Annotated in this window: 17 protein-coding genes; 5 read left to right on the forward strand and 12 right to left on the reverse strand. The window is 44.9% G+C overall.

Annotated features, from left to right (window positions below; translation table 11 throughout):
* Positions 1 to 57 precede the first annotated feature (57 nt).
* Positions 58 to 1416, forward strand: a complete 1359-nt coding sequence (locus tag HPC40_RS06315) for a Na+/H+ antiporter family protein (RefSeq protein WP_208118650.1) — start codon at positions 58 to 60, stop codon at positions 1414 to 1416.
* 37 nt (positions 1417 to 1453) lie between these two features.
* On the opposite strand, the gene HPC40_RS06320 is transcribed toward HPC40_RS06315, so the two are convergent.
* The gene (locus tag HPC40_RS06320; protein ID WP_235972335.1) at positions 1454 to 2620 is read right to left on the reverse strand and encodes an HNH endonuclease family protein; all 1167 of its coding nucleotides are present in this window, start codon (positions 2618 to 2620) and stop codon (positions 1454 to 1456) included.
* Positions 2617 to 3720: an adenine-specific methyltransferase EcoRI family protein gene (locus tag HPC40_RS06325; protein ID WP_208118651.1), complete on the reverse strand. Its 1104-nt coding sequence runs from the start codon at positions 3718 to 3720 to the stop codon at positions 2617 to 2619. Before HPC40_RS06325 ends, HPC40_RS06320 begins: the two co-directional genes overlap by 4 nt.
* A gap of 354 nt (positions 3721 to 4074) precedes the next feature.
* Here HPC40_RS06325 and parE point away from each other — a divergent pair, with 354 nt between their 5' ends.
* Both parE and parC read left to right on the forward strand, forming a co-directional pair.
* Positions 4075 to 5991, forward strand: coding sequence for a DNA topoisomerase IV subunit B (gene parE, locus HPC40_RS06330; RefSeq protein ID WP_208118652.1), 1917 nt, complete (start codon positions 4075 to 4077; stop codon positions 5989 to 5991).
* A gap of 20 nt (positions 5992 to 6011) precedes the next feature.
* Positions 6012 to 8246 (forward strand): DNA topoisomerase IV subunit A, encoded by a 2235-nt coding sequence (gene parC / locus HPC40_RS06335; RefSeq protein ID WP_208118653.1) that lies wholly within the window; start codon positions 6012 to 6014, stop codon positions 8244 to 8246.
* A 71-nt stretch (positions 8247 to 8317) separates the two neighbouring features.
* Here parC and HPC40_RS06340 read toward each other — a convergent pair whose 3' ends face one another.
* Positions 8318 to 11173 (reverse strand): valine--tRNA ligase, encoded by a 2856-nt coding sequence (locus HPC40_RS06340; RefSeq protein WP_208118654.1) that lies wholly within the window; start codon positions 11171 to 11173, stop codon positions 8318 to 8320.
* A gap of 9 nt (positions 11174 to 11182) precedes the next feature.
* Entirely contained in the window at positions 11183 to 11638 is a 456-nt protein-coding gene (locus HPC40_RS06345; RefSeq protein WP_208118679.1) for a DNA polymerase III subunit chi, read from the reverse strand.
* 199 nt (positions 11639 to 11837) lie between these two features.
* Here HPC40_RS06345 and merB point away from each other — a divergent pair, with 199 nt between their 5' ends.
* Entirely contained in the window at positions 11838 to 12443 is a 606-nt protein-coding gene (gene merB / locus HPC40_RS06350) for an organomercurial lyase (protein WP_208118655.1), read from the forward strand.
* A gap of 20 nt (positions 12444 to 12463) precedes the next feature.
* Here the strand turns inward: merB and HPC40_RS06355 are convergent, their stop codons facing one another.
* Positions 12464 to 12805 (reverse strand): winged helix-turn-helix transcriptional regulator, encoded by a 342-nt coding sequence (locus tag HPC40_RS06355; RefSeq protein ID WP_456242935.1) that lies wholly within the window; start codon positions 12803 to 12805, stop codon positions 12464 to 12466.
* 107 nt (positions 12806 to 12912) lie between these two features.
* Between HPC40_RS06355 and HPC40_RS06360 the strand changes: the two genes are divergently transcribed.
* Complete coding sequence (locus HPC40_RS06360) at positions 12913 to 13779, forward strand: pirin family protein (RefSeq protein ID WP_208118657.1); 867 nt, start codon at positions 12913 to 12915, stop codon at positions 13777 to 13779.
* A 33-nt stretch (positions 13780 to 13812) separates the two neighbouring features.
* Here the strand turns inward: HPC40_RS06360 and HPC40_RS06365 are convergent, their stop codons facing one another.
* The 7 genes from HPC40_RS06365 to agaF all read right to left on the reverse strand — a co-directional run bounded on the left by HPC40_RS06365 (position 13813) and on the right by agaF (position 20189).
* Positions 13813 to 14601 carry a hypothetical protein gene (locus tag HPC40_RS06365; RefSeq protein ID WP_208118658.1) on the reverse strand — a complete coding sequence of 263 codons (789 nt, stop codon included), beginning with the start codon at positions 14599 to 14601 and terminating at the stop codon, positions 13813 to 13815.
* A gap of 31 nt (positions 14602 to 14632) precedes the next feature.
* Positions 14633 to 15796, reverse strand: coding sequence for an anaerobic sulfatase maturase (locus tag HPC40_RS06370; RefSeq protein WP_208118680.1), 1164 nt, complete (start codon positions 15794 to 15796; stop codon positions 14633 to 14635).
* A 105-nt stretch (positions 15797 to 15901) separates the two neighbouring features.
* A complete protein-coding gene (locus tag HPC40_RS06375; protein ID WP_208118659.1) occupies positions 15902 to 16849 on the reverse strand; it encodes a tagatose 1,6-diphosphate aldolase in 948 nt (315 codons plus the stop codon).
* A gap of 91 nt (positions 16850 to 16940) precedes the next feature.
* Complete coding sequence (gene kdgK / locus HPC40_RS06380; protein ID WP_208118660.1) at positions 16941 to 17861, reverse strand: 2-dehydro-3-deoxygluconokinase; 921 nt, start codon at positions 17859 to 17861, stop codon at positions 16941 to 16943.
* A gap of 57 nt (positions 17862 to 17918) precedes the next feature.
* On the reverse strand, positions 17919 to 18560 hold the full coding sequence (locus HPC40_RS06385) for an RpiB/LacA/LacB family sugar-phosphate isomerase (RefSeq protein WP_208118661.1): 642 nt from the start codon (positions 18558 to 18560) through the stop codon (positions 17919 to 17921).
* Positions 18561 to 18658: 98 nt separating this feature from the next.
* Positions 18659 to 19705, reverse strand: a complete 1047-nt coding sequence (locus HPC40_RS06390) for a glycoside hydrolase family 88/105 protein (protein WP_208118662.1) — start codon at positions 19703 to 19705, stop codon at positions 18659 to 18661.
* Between the two features lie 43 nt (positions 19706 to 19748).
* Complete coding sequence (gene agaF, locus HPC40_RS06395; RefSeq protein ID WP_208118663.1) at positions 19749 to 20189, reverse strand: PTS galactosamine/N-acetylgalactosamine transporter subunit IIA; 441 nt, start codon at positions 20187 to 20189, stop codon at positions 19749 to 19751.
* Positions 20190 to 20240: the final 51 nt, after the last annotated feature.

Consider the following 20240-nt stretch of genomic DNA (forward strand, 5'->3'; position numbering starts at 1 on the left):
GTAAAATCGGTTTTCACTTTTCTTTTATTTTTCTTTCAACCTTACAGGAACAACACTATGTTATTTGCAAATAATGTTGTGATCGCAATTATTGTGCTGTTGGCATTGAGCCTCCTGCGCATTAATGTGGTGATTGCACTAATCATTTCCGCCCTTGTTGCAGGGATTATGGGCGGTATGGACATCGCAACGACGGTAAATACCTTCACTGACGGGCTTGGTGGCGGTGCTGCCGTTGCAATGAACTACGCTATCTTGGGTGCATTTGCCGTAGCGATTTCTAAATCAGGCTTAACCGATTTATTAGCGGTGAAAGTCATCAAAAAGCTCGGGCAACAACCTAGCCAAACCGCACTTTTTTGGTTTAAATATTTTATTATCGTTTTATTATTGCTCTTTGCCGTTTCTTCACAAAATCTCTTGCCTGTGCATATTGCTTTCATTCCTATCGTGGTGCCACCGCTGCTCGATATTATGAATCGCTTAAAATTAGACCGCCGTGCAGTTGCCTGTTCGCTTACGTTTGGTTTAACGGCAACCTATATGATTTTACCCGTTGGATTCGGTAAAATCTTTATCGACAACATCATCGTAACTAAAATCAATGAAGCGGGTGTTGAGTTCGGTCTGCAAACCTCTGCTGCACAAGTGAGTAGTGCGATGTTAGTTCCCGTTACGGGCATGATTTTAGGCTTGCTCTTTGCGATTTTTATTAGCTATCGCAAACCACGCAACTATGAAACAAACACCCCAGAACCAACCAGTGCGGAAATTGAGGAACGCGTAGCGCATGTTCAATCTTATCATGTTGTGATCAGCCTGATTGCCATTTTCATTACCTTTGCACTACAACTTTATACCGACTCCATTATCATCGGTGGCTTGGCAGGTTTGTGTATTTTTGCACTTGGTGGCATTTTCAAATTAAAAGAAAGTAATGATGTCTTCCAACAAGGTTTACGCCTTATGGCGATGATTGGCTTTGTGATGATTGCAGCCTCAGGTTTTGCCAGCGTTATTAAAGCAACAGATGGGGTTTCCGCATTAGTACAAACTTTCAGTGAAACCATTGGTAGTGATAATAAAGGTTGGGCTGCCTTATTGATGCTATTAATCGGGCTATTTATTACGATGGGCATCGGTTCATCATTCTCAACCGTGCCAATCATTGCTACTATTTACATCCCAATTTGTATGACACTTGGTTTCTCGCCTCTGGCGACTGTCGCTATTGTCGGCGTTTCTGCTGCATTGGGCGATGCTGGCTCTCCAGCCTCCGACTCAACACTTGGACCAACATCAGGTCTTAATGCTGACGGCAAGCACGATCATATTTGGGATACCGTTGTACCAACCTTCATCCACTTCAACATTCCGTTAGTGCTTTTCGGTTGGATTGCAGCAATGGTACTCTAATCTTCAACACATGAAAGTGCGGTCAGACCGCACTTTTTTATCGATTCCCCTTCGCTCGATTATGCGATTGACACAGCATTTCGCAGTTTTCTAAAGTGGTTGCACCGCCCTTGCTCCATGCGCTCACGTGATCGGCTTCCATCTCATTGAGTTTGTAAATCCGATTTTTATTGGCGTTGTCGCCAACGGCACACAGTGGACAATTGGATTTTTCATCCGCTTGGGCTTTTTCGGTTTGGGTTTTATAGGCTTTGCGTTTAGTCGCCTCATCAAAAATGCGAATGTCTAGCAGTGTTTTGTCTTCCTCGCCGCCCAATACATATTCAAAAATGCCACGGCGATTTTTCACATAGGGGTCATCATAAAGTGCGGTGATGCGTGCGTCTAGTTCCGCTGGGTTGTAAGGCTTGCCCTTGTAGGTTTCATACAATCGCCCCCACTCCAAGCCGCACATCTCTCTTTTCACATCGATAAATACCGCACTTGCCCAATCGATTACCGTATTAAAATAGGTTTGCAATTCATGGATATTATCGTCGTGGCGGTGTCGGCTCATATAATCGCCCACATTGCCGCCGCTCACCCAGTCAAGTGCGGTGTGCAAAAAGTCTTGACGGATAGCACTGCCTTTCACATACGCCGACCACTTTTGGATATTGGCGTTTTGGCTGTTGCTAAACGCCGCCTTCGCCAGCGTGACAAATTGCCCTGAATACACCGCATTCAACAGCTCCTGCTCATTGAGCGGCACGCCTGCAATATTGATGGTTTTAAACCACGCCTTAATTTCGCTCTCCTCGCCCTCGCAGATATAAATCAGCAATTTGGTTTGCTTGATTTTTTCCCGCTTTTCAGACGGCATACTACTAAAATATTGCGGTATACCGTCGTTATTCATAATGGCAAACTTATCGGTTACAAACCGCCCGATGCTGGTGATGCGTTGCTGTCCGTCTAGCACTTCCAGTTGCCCGTCCTCCTTGCGTTTGTTGAAATAAATCACGCCCAGCGGATAGCCTGCCAAAATCGACTCAATCACTGCCACATCTTTTTTGCCATCGGCATAAATATAGTTGCGCTGATATTCCGGCTGAATAGTGAGCTTACCCGCCAGCCCAAACAAGCCCTTGCCCTCCAGCTCGTTGTAGACAAAGCCCTCGCAAATTTGCGCAATGGTGATGTCGGTATTCAAGGTGGCTTTCATGATGCGTATCCTTGCGAAAGTGCGGTTTTAGAACGGTTATGTTTGATGAGAATACGGGCGTAAACTTCTTTATTATTCATTGTAAACCGTTTCCCATAATTGGGATTGTCTTCAATGTAGCGGTCAATGCCCAAAATCTCAAACTGCTCAGGATTGTATTTATCCAAAAAGCTGATCGGCACGCCCATTACGCCCTCGAAATCCGACGGAATCGCATTGGTGAGCGGTACTTCAATGGCGTCGTAATTATCATAGGGCTGGTAGGCATTGGGATTTTTGGCGATTTGCTTGTTAAAGCGGCGATTGTCCGCCATCGTCATCAATTGCAAGGGCTGATGACGGCGACCATGTTCGATATTGGTGAACCAAACACAATTTCTAAATTTCACTAATCCTGTTTGTTCATCAAAAACACCGTCCGCATAATTTTTTTGAACTGGCGTGCTAAAAAAAGCATTTCCAGATTGAAAGCCATTACCTAACCACATTTCATTATTTTTAATGAGCGGAAAAACCTCTTTATAGGTAATCGCATTCATATTGCCGATAATCGCAAACTGCTTCGTCTGCGGTACAGCCAAAATCCATGCCAAAAACTCACGAAACAGCGAAAATGGCGGATTGGTGATGATGATGTCCGCCTCATCGCGCAGTGCACAAATTTCAGGGCTGCGAAAATCGCCATCGCCCTCCAGATAACGCCATTCAAGGTCGTCAATATCGATTTTGTGGTCGTGGTTAACGTCTCGCTCAAGGGTGAAAATTTTGCCGTGAGAAAAGGTTTTTTCTTCATCAAACTGCGCATCTTCACTTTCAAACAAGGTCGGCTGATACGGCAATTCAACAGGCTTGCTTTTCGCCGCAAAGCTGGTGCTAATCAGCTTTTTCAAGCCGAAACGCTCAAAATTTTGCGCAAAATATTTGGTGAAATGGCTCCATTCAGGATCATCACAAGGCAATAGAATCGTTTGATTGCGGAACACATCGGGATTGAAATCAAGATAGGCTTGCATCTCTTTTTCAATGTCGTGATATTGCGTATAAAATTCGTCGTTTTTCGCCGATTTGGCTTTGGATAGGCTAGAATTTTTGACCGTCATCTCACACCCCCAACCACGTTGGAAGTGCTTGACAGCAGGTTAGAAGTTAGGCAAGGTTGCGTTGCGTTGCGTTGCGTTGCGTTGCGTTGCGTTGCGTTGCGTTGCGTTGCGTTGCGTTGCGTTCATCAGCATAGGGTTTCCTTTATGGCGTGTCAACAATTGATTTTAAATGATTTCAACCGCACTTTTAGCTATATAGGCGTTTTGCATATTATAATGCGATCACGATGATTAAACCATAGCCCAGAGTAAAGTGCGGTCAGACCGCACTTTGCCTTTTTATTCCCCTTTTATTTGTCTGAATTGGCAACATCGGGTAAACTTTCGCTATCATTTTCAGATAAACAGACGGTTATGACAACATCAACTTACCAAGCCGATGATATTACAGTTTTAAAAGACCTTGAGCCTGTGCAACTACGCCCAGGAATGTACACCGACACCACGCGCCCTAATCATCTTGGACAAGAGGTGATTGATAACAGTGTGGATGAAGCCTTAGCAGGCTTTGCCAGCAAGGTGGAGGTGATCTTACACGAGGATCAATCCCTTGAGGTGATCGACAACGGGCGTGGTATGCCTGTGGACATTCATCCAGTGGAAAAAATCTCAGGCGTAGAATTAATTTTAAGCAAACTGCATGCTGGCGGTAAATTCTCGAATAAAAATTATCAATTCTCGGGCGGCTTGCATGGTGTGGGTATTTCGGTGGTTAATGCCCTGTCTGAGCGGGTGGAAGTGACGGTGAAACGCAACGGCGAAGTCTATCGTATCGCCTTTGCTAATGGGCATAAAGTGGAAGAGCTTGAGGTGATTGGCACCTGTGGACGACGTAATACGGGTACGACTGTACGCTTTTGGCCAAATCCGACGTATTTCGACAGTGCAAAATTTTCTGTGACACGTCTGCGTCATTTACTGCGTGCTAAAGCGGTGCTTTGCCCACAACTTGAAGTAATTTTTGTCGATAAAGTCAACCAAACGAAAGATGTGTGGTGCTATCAAGACGGCTTATCGGATTATTTACAAGAAAGCGTGGACGGCTTTACCACCCTGCCTGAAATCCCATTTGTTGGCGATATAAAAAGCGACAGCGAAGCGGTAAGCTGGGCATTAACTTGGCTGCCTGATGGCGGTGATTTACTCAGCGAAAGTTACGTCAATTTAATTCCAACGCCACAAGGCGGTACACATGTCAACGGGTTGCGTCAAGGTCTGCTGGATGCAATGCGTGAATTTTGTGAATTTCGCAACCTCCTACCTCGTGGCATTAAACTCAGTGCCGATGATATTTGGGATCGCTGTGCGTATGTTTTATCCCTTAAAATGCAAGATCCGCAATTTGCAGGGCAAACCAAAGAGCGGTTGTCTTCACGCCAAAGTGCGGTTTTTGTGGCAGGCTGCGTGAAAGATGCGTTTAGTCTATGGCTTAACCAAAACGTACAACAAGCTGAGCAATTAGCTGAAATGGCCATTAGCTCCGCGCAACGTCGATTGCGTGCAGCTAAAAAAGTGGTACGCAAAAAATTGGTCAGCGGCCCCGCACTCCCAGGAAAACTGGCCGATTGCAGCAGTCAAGACTTAGCCAAAACTGAGCTCTTTTTAGTAGAGGGAGACTCAGCAGGCGGCTCTGCCAAACAAGCACGGGATCGGGAATATCAAGCGATTTTGCCTCTGCGAGGTAAAATTTTGAACACGTGGGAAGTTGCCAGCGATCAAGTGCTTGCCTCGGCGGAAATTCATGATATTGCCGTCGCCCTTGGTATTGATCCTGATAGCCGTGATTTAAGCCAACTACGCTATGGTAAAATTTGTATCCTCGCCGATGCCGACTCTGACGGCTTGCATATTGCGACTCTATTGTGTGCGCTTTTTGTCCGACACTTCCCTGCACTCGTGGAAGAGGGGCATGTGTATGTTGCAATGCCGCCACTGTATCGTATTGATTTAGGGAAAGAGGTTTTTTATGCCCTTGATGAAGCCGAAAAAGAGGCGATTTTGGAGCGGCTTAAAGCCAAGCGTGGTAAACCGAATGTACAACGCTTTAAAGGGTTGGGGGAAATGAATCCATTACAATTGCGAGAAACCACAATGGATCCAAACACACGTCGCTTGGTACAGCTGACGTTAGCAATCCCAGAAACCGATGAAGCACAAACAGAAAATAGCAACACGCTTGAATTAATGGATATGTTACTTGCCAAAAAACGGGCCGAAGATCGTAAAACATGGCTACAAGCAAATGGTAATAATGCTGATTTAACCGTATAAAGTGCGGTCAAGGGAATTTTATGGATAACACAATCAATTATGAGGGCGTTGAACAAATGCCGCTTGGCACGTTTACTGAACGTGCATATTTAAATTATTCCATGTATGTGATTATGGATCGTGCCCTGCCATTTATCGGCGACGGCTTAAAGCCCGTGCAGCGGCGGATTATTTATGCCATGTCTGAACTGGGATTAAACGCTAGCGCAAAATACAAAAAATCAGCTCGCACCGTGGGAGACGTACTCGGGAAGTTTCACCCGCACGGCGACAGTGCCTGCTATGAAGCGATGGTGTTAATGGCACAACCTTTCTCCTATCGCTACCCGTTAATCGACGGGCAAGGAAACTGGGGCGCAGCAGATGACCCGAAATCGTTCGCAGCGATGCGTTATACCGAGTCGCGTTTGTCGAAAATTTCTGAAATTTTGCTCTCAGAACTGGGGCAAGGCACGGTGGATTACCAGCCAAATTTCGATGGCACACTCGAAGAGCCTGAATATCTGCCCGCCCGCTTACCACATATTTTGCTCAACGGCACTACAGGGATTGCGGTGGGCATGGCAACGGATATTCCACCGCATAACATCAATGAAATTGCCGATGCAACAGTGCATTTGCTTGACAATCCTACTGCGGATCTAACCGCACTTTTAAATTTTGTGCAAGGGCCAGATTTCCCAACGGAGGCGGAGATCATCACGCCAAAAGCTGACATTGCAAAAATATACAGCACGGGACGTGGCTCGGTAAAAATGCGTGCAGTATGGCAAAAAGAGGACGGTGAAATCATTGTCACGGCTCTGCCACATCAAGTATCAGGCGCAAAAGTCATGGAACAAATTGCAAGTCAAATGCGTAACAAAAAATTGCCGATGGTGGATGACTTACGCGATGAATCGGATCACGAAAACCCGACACGCATTGTGATTGTGCCACGCTCCAATCGTGTGGATGTGGAGGCACTAATGGCACATTTGTTCGCCACGACCGATCTGGAAAAAAGCTATCGCATCAATATGAATATGATAGGTCTCGATCGCAAACCTGCGGTGAAAAATCTCCTCGACATTTTAACCGAATGGCTTACTTTCCGCCGTACAACGGTAACACGTCGTTTGCAATATCGCCTTGATAAGGTGCTGGCACGGTTGCATATTTTAGACGGTTTAATGATCGCATTTTTGAACATTGATGAAGTGATCGACATTATCCGCAATGAAGACGAACCTCGCACAGTGTTAATGGCTCGCTTTAACCTGACCCAAATTCAAGCTGACGCAATTTTAGATCTCAAATTGCGCCACTTAGCCAAATTAGAAGAGGTCAAAATTCAAGGCGAGCAGAACGATCTCAATGCTGAACGTGATAGCCTAGAGCAACTACTCAACTCGCCACGCAAACTCAACAGCTTGATTAAAAAAGAAATTCAACAAGATGCGAAAACTTACGCCAGCCCACGCCGTTCACCATTAGTGGAACGCGCTGAGGCCAAAGCCATTGCGGAAAATGAGATGCTGCCAGCAGAAGCCGTTACCGTCGTACTCTCGAAAATGGGCTGGGTACGCTGCGCCAAAGGCCATGATATTGATGCGCAAAATTTAAGCTATAAAAGTGGTGATAGCTACCTTCAGCATGCTTGCGGCAAAAGCAATCAGCCTGCGGTATTTATCGACAGCACAGGGCGCAGTTATGCCATAGAGCCGCTTTCATTGCCATCCGCCCGCTCACAAGGCGAGCCACTTACAGGTAAACTCACGCTCCCAGCGGGTGCTAATGTCGAACATGTATTGATGGACAACGACGAGCAGCGTTATCTTATGGCATCTGATGCTGGTTATGGTTTTATTTGTACTTTCAGTGACTTAGTTGCACGCAATAAAGCAGGCAAAGCACTTATTAATTTACCTGAAAACGCTCAGCCACTGCCACCTCAGGCCATTGAAGGGGAAGACAAACTGCTCGTTGCCATCACCAACATCGGCAAAATGCTGATCTTCCCAGTCCAAGAGCTGCCAATGCTTTCCAAAGGCAAGGGGAACAAAATCATTGGCATTCCCGCCAACAAGGCTAAAGCACGCGAAGAGTTACTGAGCCAAATTTTGATCATCTCACCAAGCAACAGCTTGGCAATCAAATCAGGAAGACGCAAAGTCATATTAAAGCCCGAAGATTTAGCCAAATTCTACGGCGAACGCGGTCGCCGAGGTGGGCAACTGCGCGGCATTGCCAATGCCGAGATTGAGGTGATTTAATCTAGAAAAATGACGTTTTAGGGTTTTAAAAATAAAAAGTGCGGTTAATTTCTTAACCGCACTTTTATTTTTTACAACACTTTAATGCGTTCGCATTGGGCGTTGAGTTTGGCGAGCCCCTCTTGGTAGTCAGCCATTTTCGCGCGCTCTTTTTCAATCACTTGCGCAGGAGCTTTAGCGACAAAGCCTTCATTAGCCAGTTTTTTCTCAATACGCTCAATTTCTTGCTGATATTTCGCCATCTCTTTGTTCAAACGAGCAAGCTCTGCGTCTTTGTCGATAAAACCTGCCATTGGCACCAGCACTTCCACATTGCCGACCAATTTAGCAACTGACAACGGTGCTTCTACGTCAGCAGCCAGTACCTCAATGCGTTCGAGCTTTGCCATGATTTGTAGCAAAGTGCGGTTTTGCTCGAGGGCTTGCTGCTCTTGCGGGTTGAGATTACGCAGCAACAATTCCAATGGCTTACTTGGTGGAATATTTTTCTCTGCACGAATATTACGCACGCTGATGATCACGTGTTTGAGCCATTCAATCTCGCTCACAGCGTCAGCGTCTTCTCGTGCGGCATCAAATGCTGGGAACGGTTGTAGCATAATGGTATCGGCGGTGATGTTGACCGCACTTTTCACCCGTTGCCAAATCTCTTCGGTGATAAATGGAATAATCGGGTGCGCCAAACGTAGTAGGCTTTCCAGCACGGTGAGCAAGGTGTGACGAGTGCCACGCTGCTCCGCCTCACTGCCGTTTTGCAGTACAGGTTTGGTCAACTCCAAATACCAGTCACAGAATTGATTCCATGTAAATTCATAAAGCACGTTCGCCGCCAAATCAAAACGGAATTGATCCAGTGCTTGGCGGAAGGTTTGCACTGTGCGGTTGAATTCCGCCAAGATCCAGCGATCAGAAACGGACAATTTCAATTCGCCACCGTTGAAACCACAGTCTTTACCTTCGGCGTTCATCAAGACAAAACGGCTGGCATTCCATAATTTATTACAGAAGTTGCGATAGCCCTCTAAGCGGCTCATATCCCAGTTAATATCCCGTCCAGTAGACGCTAGTGCCGCCAACGTGAAGCGCAATGCATCAGTGCCGTGTGCGGCAATGCCGTCTGGGAAGGCTTTCAGTGTCGCTTTGCCAATTTTTTCCGCTAACTGTGGCTGCATCATATTGGAGGTGCGTTTCGCCATCAAGGAATCCAAATCAATGCCGTCGATCATATCCAATGGATCGAGCACGTTGCCTTTCGATTTAGACATTTTCTGCCCATTTTCATCACGAATTAAGCCTGTGACATACACTTTTTTGAACGGCACTTGTGGCTTGCCATTTTTATCTTTAATAAAGTGCATGGTGAACATAATCATGCGTGCCACCCAGAAGAAAATGATGTCAAAGCCTGTAATTAACACACTGGTTGGGTGGAACATTTCTAGCTCTCGGGTTTGCTCAGGCCAGCCAAGGGTAGAGAACGTCCACAACCCCGATGAGAACCAGGTATCAAGCACATCGTCATCTTGGTGCAACGCAATATCAGCACTGAGATTGTATTTCGACCGCACTTCCTTTTCACTGCGCTCAACATAAACGTTGCCGTCGGCGTCGTACCACGCAGGAATGCGGTGCCCCCACCATAATTGGCGAGAAATACACCAGTCTTGAATATCACGCATCCACGAGAAATAGAGATTTTCATACTGTTTTGGCACGAATTCAATCTCGCCCTCTTCCACGGCACGAATCGCTTCTTTCGCCAATGGCGCAACACTCACATACCATTGATCAGTCAACATTGGCTCAATTGGCACACCACCACGATCGCCATAAGGCACTTTCAAATCGTGAGGCTGAATTTTGTCTAACAAGCCCAGTTGCTCAAATTCCTGCACAATTAATTTGCGTGCAGCGAAACGCTCTAGGCCTTGATACTGCGCTGGAATAATCGCGTCATAGTCACAGATTTCACGCCCTTTGCCGTCAAATACCTCAGCTTTATCGCGAATGTCGGCGTTAAGTGTCAGCACATTTACCATCGGTAAATTATGGCGTTTGCCCACATCGTAGTCGTTGAAATCATGGGCTGGCGTGATTTTCACTACCCCAGTTCCAAATTCACGATCGACATAGTCATCGGCGACAATCGGGATTTCACGGTTCACCAGCGGCAACATCACCGTTTTGCCGATCAAATTTTGATAACGCTCATCTTCAGGATGAACGGCAACGGCGGTATCGCCCAGCATGGTTTCAGGGCGTGTGGTGGCAACCACTAAGTAATCCAGACCTTCAGCGGTTTTAGCACCATTAGCGAGGGGATAGCGGAAATGCCATAAGCTGCCTTTCGCTTCTTTGTTTTCCACTTCCAGATCGGAAATGGCAGTATGCAGTTTCGGATCCCAGTTTACAAGGCGTTTACCGCGATAGATTAACCCCTCATCATACAACCGTACAAAAACTTCCTTCACTGCATTCGATAAGCCCTCGTCCATGGTAAAACGCTCACGCTCCCAATCCACCGAGTTACCAATGCGGCGCATTTGTTGGTAAATCGTATTACCTGACTGAGCCTTCCAATCCCAAATGCGATCGATAAAGGTTTCACGGATGAAATCGTGGCGGGTTTTACCCTCTTCAGCCGCAATTTTGCGCTCCACCACCATTTGGGTAGCGATGCCCGCGTGGTCTGAGCCCACTTGCCATAGCGTATTATCACCTTGCATGCGATGATAGCGAATCAAGGTATCCATCAACGTTTGTTGAAACGCATGCCCCATATGCAAGCTGCCCGTCACATTTGGCGGCGGAATGGCAATGCTATAATTAGGGCGAGCTGCATCATAAGATGGCTTGAAATAGCCTTGCGACTCCCAATGTTGATAAAGTCGCTGTTCAATATTTTTTGGATTATAGGTGGTTTCCATAGTATTTTCTTATTCGTTTTCGTTGTTCGGTGTTTGTGTCGTTAAGGTAAAACCTAACTGACGGTATTGCTTATAGCGTTCACGCGCTTGGGCTTTTTGTTCATCACTGGCGGGCACAAAATCATAAATCACATTAAAATGTGCAGCAAAATCAGGCACTGTTGGTTGCAACATAATCAGTACATCGCGTCGCTGACTATTACGCTTCCCTACCCACGAAAGCTCAATTGGTGTGGCATAAGTCGTGATTTCACCCGACAAATTATGCGGCACGAACGCATCGGCATCACGTGCCCATAAGGCATCATCAAGTTTTAACGCTTGTGTTTGATTTTCACAAGCCACCAACACACGTTTGCCCTCACGCCATGCTTGTGCGCATAAGTCACAGGCGAGCATTTCTGCTTGGGTTAATGCTTGCCCATCATCATTTGGGAGAATGTAAAACTGTGCTTGTTTTGCCATAACATCATTCACTGGATCAAAAGTGCGGTATGCCCTTTTTGCGTAATCTGTTATTTTACCGAAAAAGCACCAAAACATAAAGCAAAAGCCATGACTGAAACCAGTAAAATACCACTTGTTGAGAATAGTTCTCAAAAAAACATAGACTTTCTACCGCACTTTGATACTATATGCCAATGAGTTATCTCAAGGAGCGTATATGCAAGCCTGTTATCCGATTACTAAAATCATCTCTCAGCCAATCACCTCTAAATTGACCACTCAGGAAAATCGGTTACGTAACGATATTATGCAATGCTTACTGAATAACCAGCAACCGCACTTTACACCGCATCAGCATGCTATCCTCGAGCAATTAATTGCCAAAAATGTGGTGGCGGTGCGTGAAAAACAGCTCAGTGCGGTTTATCCGATCTCAGCCACGCCGACCAATAAACGGGTATTTTTAGCCGACGGGCGGGCAGCGTGGGCAATGTGTGCGATTGATGCACTCGGTTTTCATTATGCGTTTAATCAACCCATTCGCATAGAAAGTCACTGTGAGCATTGCCACGATAAAATTGTGCTAACCCTTGATAAAGGCAAAGTACATGTAGAGCAAGGCGGCAATGATATTTATGTGTTGCACACCAATTTAGATAAATACGCCAATTGGTCGTGTAGTTGTTGCAATATTATGCATTTTTTCAATTGCCAGCACAGTTTAAATCAGTGGCTCGCTCACAATCAAAACCTCACGCAAGAAACGTTTGCCATTGATCTTGAAACCGCCAACAAAATCGCGTGGCTGCTGTTTTCACACTAAACCATTAACGTGCGGTCAAGCTAAACCGCACTTTGTGTTTTCTGCTTACATTGGCGGGCATATTTTGCCCCCCAATCGTGCATAGCCTGAATAACGGGCAGTAAACTTTCACCCAATTTGGTCAAGGAATATTCCACTTTAGGTGGCACTTCAGGATAAACTTTACGCTGCACAATACCACTGGCTTCGAGCTCTCTTAATTGTAACGTTAACATACGCTGGGTAATGTTAGGCATTGCCCTACGCAATGCGTTAAACCGCTGTGTTCCTTGTGTCAGGTGGTGCACAATCAGCACTTTCCATTTTCCACCAATAATGTCAAGCGTATCATACACAGGGCAACGTTCAGAAAAGTCTTTCATTTTATTCATTTTTTTATGTCTCTCTAAGTATAAAAAATGTGCGTACTTACATAAAAATAACTAACTGCTATAATAGCATCCATAAAGATAAACTTTAAGGAGAATTTATGAGAACAGTTAATCGAATTTATACCCCAGCCCCAAAACATTGGGTCGGTGATGGCTTTTTTGTACGTCAGCTCTTTAGTCATATGGGCGAAGATCGCCAAACAAATCCATTTTTAATGCTAGACTATGCTGCGCCGCATGAATATGCGCCTAATCGCCATAACCCACGCGGTGTAGGGCAACACCCACATAAAGGCTTTGAGACGGTTACGATCGCCTATCAAGGTGAGGTTGAGCACCGTGATTCCAGTGGCAGCGGTGGTGTATTACGCCCAGGCGATGTGCAATGGATGACTGCGGGCAATGGTATTATTCACCAAGAGTTTCACTCCAAGGCTTTTAGTCAGCAAGGTGGTGTATTTGAAATGGTGCAATTATGGGTGAATTTGCCTAAAGCCCATAAACAACATCCGCCACGCTACCAGCATTTAGCCAGCGAGACGATTCCAGTCTATAATTTGGACGAAAATGCGGGAAGTATTCGCCTTATTGCAGGGCAGCTATACGATACGCACGGTGCTGCACGCACGTTTACTGAATTGAACGTGTGGGATATAACGCTCAATGAAAACGCCAAAGTGCGGTTGCCTGTTCCTAGCAACCACAATTTATCACTGGTGGTCTTGCGTGGTGACATCACAATCGGTGATCACATTGCGCGCACTGGCGAGCTAGTAAGTTTCCATCACGATGGCGACGAAATAGAGCTAAACAGTCCACATGGTGCAAAAGTACTATTGCTATCGGGCGTGCCGATTGATGAACCCGTGGTGGGATATGGTCCTTTTGTTATGAACAGCAAAGAGGAAATCAGGCAAGCCATTGCGGACTTCAACGCAGGTAAATTTGGGCAAATTCCTGCCTAAACAAACAACAAAGTGCGGCTTAACCGCACTTTTTTATACATTGTGCCCAAGCACTTCAAGCTGAGAAAGTGCGGTGAATGGGGCGGGTTCTTCGCCTTTAATTAAGTGTGTTAATGTGATTTTTTGGCAACGTCGTGGGCTGATGTGGTAACACTGCGCTTTACCTGTGCGTTGTGCCTCAATCTGTTCTTCCTGCCCGTCATCAAAACGCAATGTGATCGCTTGCCACCAGCTATCATGCGGGAAATCGGCGCGCAAATACAACACAATACAATCAACTTCAACCTCACGCCCAAACTCAATGTGTAATTGTGCGTTAGGATCTTGGGCATTACTCCACGAAGTGTAAGGGTAAGACCCATGTGCGCTGGTGTCAAATGCCCCATCAATCACATTGCGTGCGGCAAAACGAATATTGCCCGCTTGAATATTGCTGACCGCACTTGGATAAATACCTTGCTGTGCCGCTTGTTGATATGGGTTGAACGCTAAATTGCCATATTGTGCAATTTCATACTCACGCGCAACACGCACCCAGACAAAATGAATACCGCCACGAAAGGCTTTATCGCTGTTATACACGCGAATATCATCGCCAAATGGAATAGTGAAGACCAGTTTTTCAGTTAAATATAACACCGCACTTTCAAAGCTATCTTCCAACCGCACTTTAAGATAGCAAGGATAATGCTGCGCCTCGACAACCCATTTATCCCCTTGGGCATATTCGCCTTTAAAGGTGGTCACCACTTCATCAAAATCACTGCGTGCGAGTTTGATATTTTCGTTTTTATCAAATAAAGTTATGGTAATTTTTTGCATAATGTCCTTCTGTTAACTATGCAACCGCACGCTATCTTATCATTGGCATAATATCCGCTGCCGATCCACCTCGTTGAATAATTTGACGCATGCGGTTCATCACGGGTGTGGTTTGGCGGAAAAATAGTTGATACGATGGGCAAAGATAATTGTGCTTATGCTGCTCCCCTTTTAATGGCACAATGCGATGTTTCGGGCAACCACCATGACAAATTAACCGCACATCGCACTTTTCGCATGCTTTGGTTAAGGTATCGCGCTTGGCATCACCAAAAGCCACTTGTTTTTTAGAGTTAATGATTTCTGTTAGTGAGGTTTTGGTCGCATTGCCAATTTTATATGCAGGATAAACAAAATGATCGCAGGAATACACGTCACCATTGGCTTCAATCACGACAGCTTTGCCGCATGTCACGGTATGGATGCAACTGGTGGACGGAAAACCCATCCATTGTCCAAGCAGATTGTCAAATTCCCTAACAAAAATCGTGCCAACATCACGACGCACCCAGTGATTAAATACATCCAGCAAAAACCGCCCATACCCCTCTCTTGGAACTGAAAAATGTGCCATTCTGGCATTTTTATTCGGCGAATAATCCGATTTTGTTAAATCGTAATTTGCCACCTCCACAATAGGGATAAACTGCATAAACGTAGAACCCAGCTCTTTTAACGCCTCATAAGTTGCCACGCCTTTATGCCAGTTTTGATCGTTAATGACCGTCAGGGTATTAAAATCCACCTCGTATTCTTTTAATAACGCAATACCCCGTTTAACACGCTCAAAGGTGGGCTGCCCATTGATAGAAATGCGATATTTATCGTGTACCGCACTTTCACCATCAACAGAAATACCAATTAAAAAATGGTTTTGTTTAAACAATTCCATCCATTGGCGATTAAAAGCGATGCCATTCGTTTGAAAACTATTCGTAATGGTTTTTCCATTTGCAAATGCCTTTTGGTATGCAACCACTTTACGATAAAAATCAATTCCCATTAATGTTGGCTCACCACCTTGCCACGCAAAATCAACCGTTTCACCGGCATGAGAATGAATATAGTTTTTCACATACGCCTTTAATGTTTCATCGCTCATCAAATCTACTTTGTGTGTTAATACCGCTTCTTTTTCCAGATAGAAACAGTATTCACACTTGATGTTGCAATTAAAACTGCTCGGCTTCGCCATCACGTGAAAATAGCTAGGTTTAGCTAAATGTTGAGGCTGTTGCAAAATCACTCCGCTTGAATAAACTCAGAAAAAGGCGTTATTAGCGTGAATAACGCTCTAAAATTAATAGGTTATACCCTGTGCTGTTTCATTTAAAACGACATTTAAGGCTTCAATATTCGCTTTGCCTTGTGTTTCAAGCCATACTTTTGCCGCCTCAATGCCTTCGTTTTTAAAGACATCAACTGCACCCGCCCAAGTGGCGCGCCCACATAAAACACCATTAAATTGGCTACCTGCCGCTTTGGCAAAACGTAGTGTATCATTAAATAGCTCAGAGCTAACTCCCGCACTTAAGAAAATAAACGGGATATGGGTAGCATCGCTCTGTTCTTTAAAAAACGCTTTGGCTTGTGCTTGAGTATGCACGACGTCATTGCCGTAGCCTTCCACATAATTCATATTCACCGGCACTTCCACTTTCAGCACATCCACCCCAAAGTGCGGTTGACTGAACAGTTTCATTGCCTCAATCACTTTACGTGGTTTAAGTTTAGCGTATTCTTTCGCGTCACTTACGTTGGCATCATAGCTAACAAGTTCGAGGAAAAATGGCATTTCTTCCGCTTTACATTCTGCGGCGACTCGCTCAACAAAGGCTTCTTTCACGTCATTGACCTCTTTGCCTTCGTCAACATCAATATAAAGTAATAACTTCACGCCATCTGCACCTTTTTCTTTCAAGCGATAAACAGAGACATCATCAATCAGATCAGGATAACGTCCTGGTTGCGTTTTGTCGTAACCTGTTTTTTCATACGCCATTAAAAGCCCCGCATTCGGTGCACGTTTGCCTGCTGCTTCCCAACCCACTTCAGGATCTAATAAAATAGAGGACGCATAAGGTGTTAAGTACTGCGATACCAAGCCTTTAAATACCGCCAATTGCTCATTCGTTGCACTCTCTCCTAACATACGGCGCAATGCACCACGCTGATCTATCGCCAAGGCACCAATAATATTATTGTTATTACATAATTTTTTTAAACGTTGTTGTCTGAGCGTCAACATAACCTCTCCTAATTAAAAACGGCTCTCATTTTTGCTTATAATAAAACCATTACTTCTAAAAAGCAAAGCAGGCTTTCGCCTGCTTCTACGCTTATTTTGGCATTGCCGCTTTGGGAATAATTGCCCCTTTATGCTGAATCACTGTGCCTGCTAAGCGATGCCCACCTGCAATCGCCTCTAAAATTGGTTTTCCTAGCAATCGTTCACCTAAATAGCCAGCACTAAATGAATCCCCAGCCGCAGTAGTATCAATCACATTTTTGACTGGCGTTGGTGCAAGTTCGACTCGCTCATCACGCGTTACGACAATACACGATTCACTGCCGCGTTTAATCACAATTTCACGCACACCAAACGCACAAGTGCGGTCTAAACATTCACTTAAAGCACTATCGCCATATAACATCACTTCATCATCAAAAGTTAAAAAGGCAATATCCGTCAATTTTAAAATGCGTGCGTAGGCTTGCTGTGTTGCTGCCTTGCTTTCCCACAAAATTGGGCGATAATTATTATCAAAGGCAATTTTTACACCCTCATTATGACAACGCTCTAGTAAGTCAAAAAGAATATTTCGCTCTTTTTCGGGCAAAATGGCAAGACTGATGCCACTTAAATAAATCAACTCAAACTGGCTCAAAGTGCGGTATAAATCTTCCACATCAACGCTAGACAACCAAAAACGCGCCGCCGCATCACTGCGCCAATAGCGGAAATCACGTTCGCCATCAGGGCGAGTCGAAATGGTATAAAGCCCTGGTAATTTTTTCTCAGAGATAGCGACTAAATCCGTATTAATTTGCTCTTTTTTCCATGCGTCCAACATATTACGACTAAACTCGTCAGTGCCAAGCCCAGTTAAATAAGCGACTTCCACCCCATGGTCAGCGGTTAAGCGAGAAAGGTAAAGTGCGGTATTGAGGGTGTCTCCACCAAAACCAGAGCTATAAAGATCGCCTTCTTTTTTCAGCTCCACCATACATTCGCCAATAATTGCTACTTTTTTCGTCATACTATCACCTCTTACATTCGCCAAAGCCAGCATAATGCTGGCTTTTTCACTTTTTGATTATGCGTTCAACACGCTTTCAACGTATGCGCGGATTTCATCATCTTGGCAATTGTTGAAGAAGCACTCTTGGAAGCGTTTTCCTGTAACTGCTGTTTTTACTAATTCTGGGTCAAGGGCTTTTAAGGTATCAAGATAGTTGTCTTTCGCAACCGCTGCTTTCACTTGGTTTAAAATGCCTGCATTGCGTAACTGTGGCTCTCTGCGCTCAACTGGGTAGCCTTGACCACGCTCACCTGCGAAGGCTTTTTCAAACATATAACGTACATTTAATTCAGCTCCCCAGCCAAAGCCTTTCGCAAACGCCAATGACAAGGCATTACCGTTATTAATTTGGGCAAACAAGAAAGCATCGGCTGGATCTAAACAGTAGCCACATACCACACCTGGATGGGCGTTCAATGACATTAATGCTCCTTGACCTGTACCACAACCAGTGATCACAAAATCCACTGCTTTAGCGTTTAACAAAATGCTTGCCATAATGCCTAAGTGAATATAGGTTAAGTGATGATCATTTTCACTGTCCATACCGACGTTATAAACATCGTAGCCTTTTGGTGCTACAACACTTTGTAATTCTTTTAAAATAATTGGATTTTTCGCCGCTTGGCTGTTTTCCATCATTAATGCAATTTTCATAAACTGTTATCCTTAAACTTGTCTTAAAAAATACTTATCAAATATATTGAAAGCACGGTTCATTTTACCGCACTTACGCTTTTTCATCAACCGCTGACTTAGCGTGTAATGTGCTGTACTTCACATCCTGCAAGCAAAAATGCCCCTGCACCATAATCAATGTTATGCTCAAATTTCACATCGCGTGGGTTAAATGCAGGCAGTTGCACCCAGCCAATCATGCCGTTTTCGTGTACCGCACTTTCAAGTGCCGACCAGGCTTTTTCTACTACAGGTAAATAGGTCGCCTTATCTAACACTCCATGATTCACACCCCATGCGAGCGCATAGCAAAATAGTGAACTCGCTGAGCTTTCTGGAGCTGGGAAACTATCTGGATCGAGTAAGCTCGCACGCCAAAAACCATCATCGTGTTGGTATTTGATCACCTGCTCTGCCAACTGTTTAAATAAATTTAAATAACGATCGCGATCAGCAAAATCACCTGGTAGGCTCGCCAAAATGCGTGGAATCGCCGCAATCACCCAACCAATGCCACGACTCCAGAACACTTTCTCACCGTTGGCTTCACGCATTTCACTGCCTTTTCCGTCAGGAATATAGCGATGATCACGATAGAAAAGTGCGGTTTCAGGGTCTTGTAAATGCGCAACACTATCCCAAAAGGCTTGATTCATATAGTTAACGTATTTTGCATCCCCTGTTTGTTTGCTTAATTTAGCAAATGCTGGCGGTGCCATAAATAACGAATCACACCACCACCAGTCTTCACGACCAGGTTTTGGATTGTCGATCATATCATTGATGAAGTTGATGGTCGGCTCGAGGGCTTCTGCTTGATTGATTTCTGGATACACGTCAATGTAACCTTGTGCACACACTAAATCATCAGCAAAACGGGCATTTGGGCCTGTTCTAAAGCCTGTGTGTAAGGTGTAATTCAACACGCCATCACGATACTCTTCATCGCCTGTGGCAAGCCATGCCGCAGCAGCACACGACCAAAATACGCCACGTTCCCAGTCAGTATCTTTAATAAAGCGAGTTTTGCCTGAACGGCGGATCACGCTGCGTGTTTGATTAGCGGCTTGCCAGCGGTAAACCCGTTTCATCAAGGTTTGTACCGCATCTTTTTGAATGCTCATACATGCTCCTTTTGTAAAGTGCGGTTGACCGCACTTTGATTATTTATAGACCGTCTTCGCTTTCGTCATCTTGCGCATTCATCGCTGCTTCAACTTCAACACGAATGTCTTTAATGTTGCTCATTTCACCGCTGACTAATGCGTCTTTTAATTCTTTTAAGGTAAATTCTTCACGCTCAAGTGCAGCATTAACGATCATAGAAAGATTGGCCCCACATACGACTTCTACGTCAGGGTGTTGTAATAAAATATTGATAGCGCGATTGGTCGGTGAGCCACCGTAAATATCGGTTAAAAAAAGTACGCCTTCGCCCTGATTGACGTTTTTCATTGCTGCAACAAGTTGCTCTTCAAGTTGCTCGGTTGACATGCTTTCTAAAAAATCAACAAATTCTAACTGTTCTTGTTTGCCGACAATAGCCTCAACGGCCGATTGCATACCTGATGCGAAATGTAAATGCCCTGAAACGACGATGCCTAACATAATATCCCCCAAATAAATGTGATAAAGAGAGGGGCAAGCCCCTCCCTAATT

The organism is Spirabiliibacterium falconis, assembly GCF_014885015.1.
GTDB lineage: Bacteria > Pseudomonadota > Gammaproteobacteria > Enterobacterales > Pasteurellaceae > Spirabiliibacterium > Spirabiliibacterium falconis.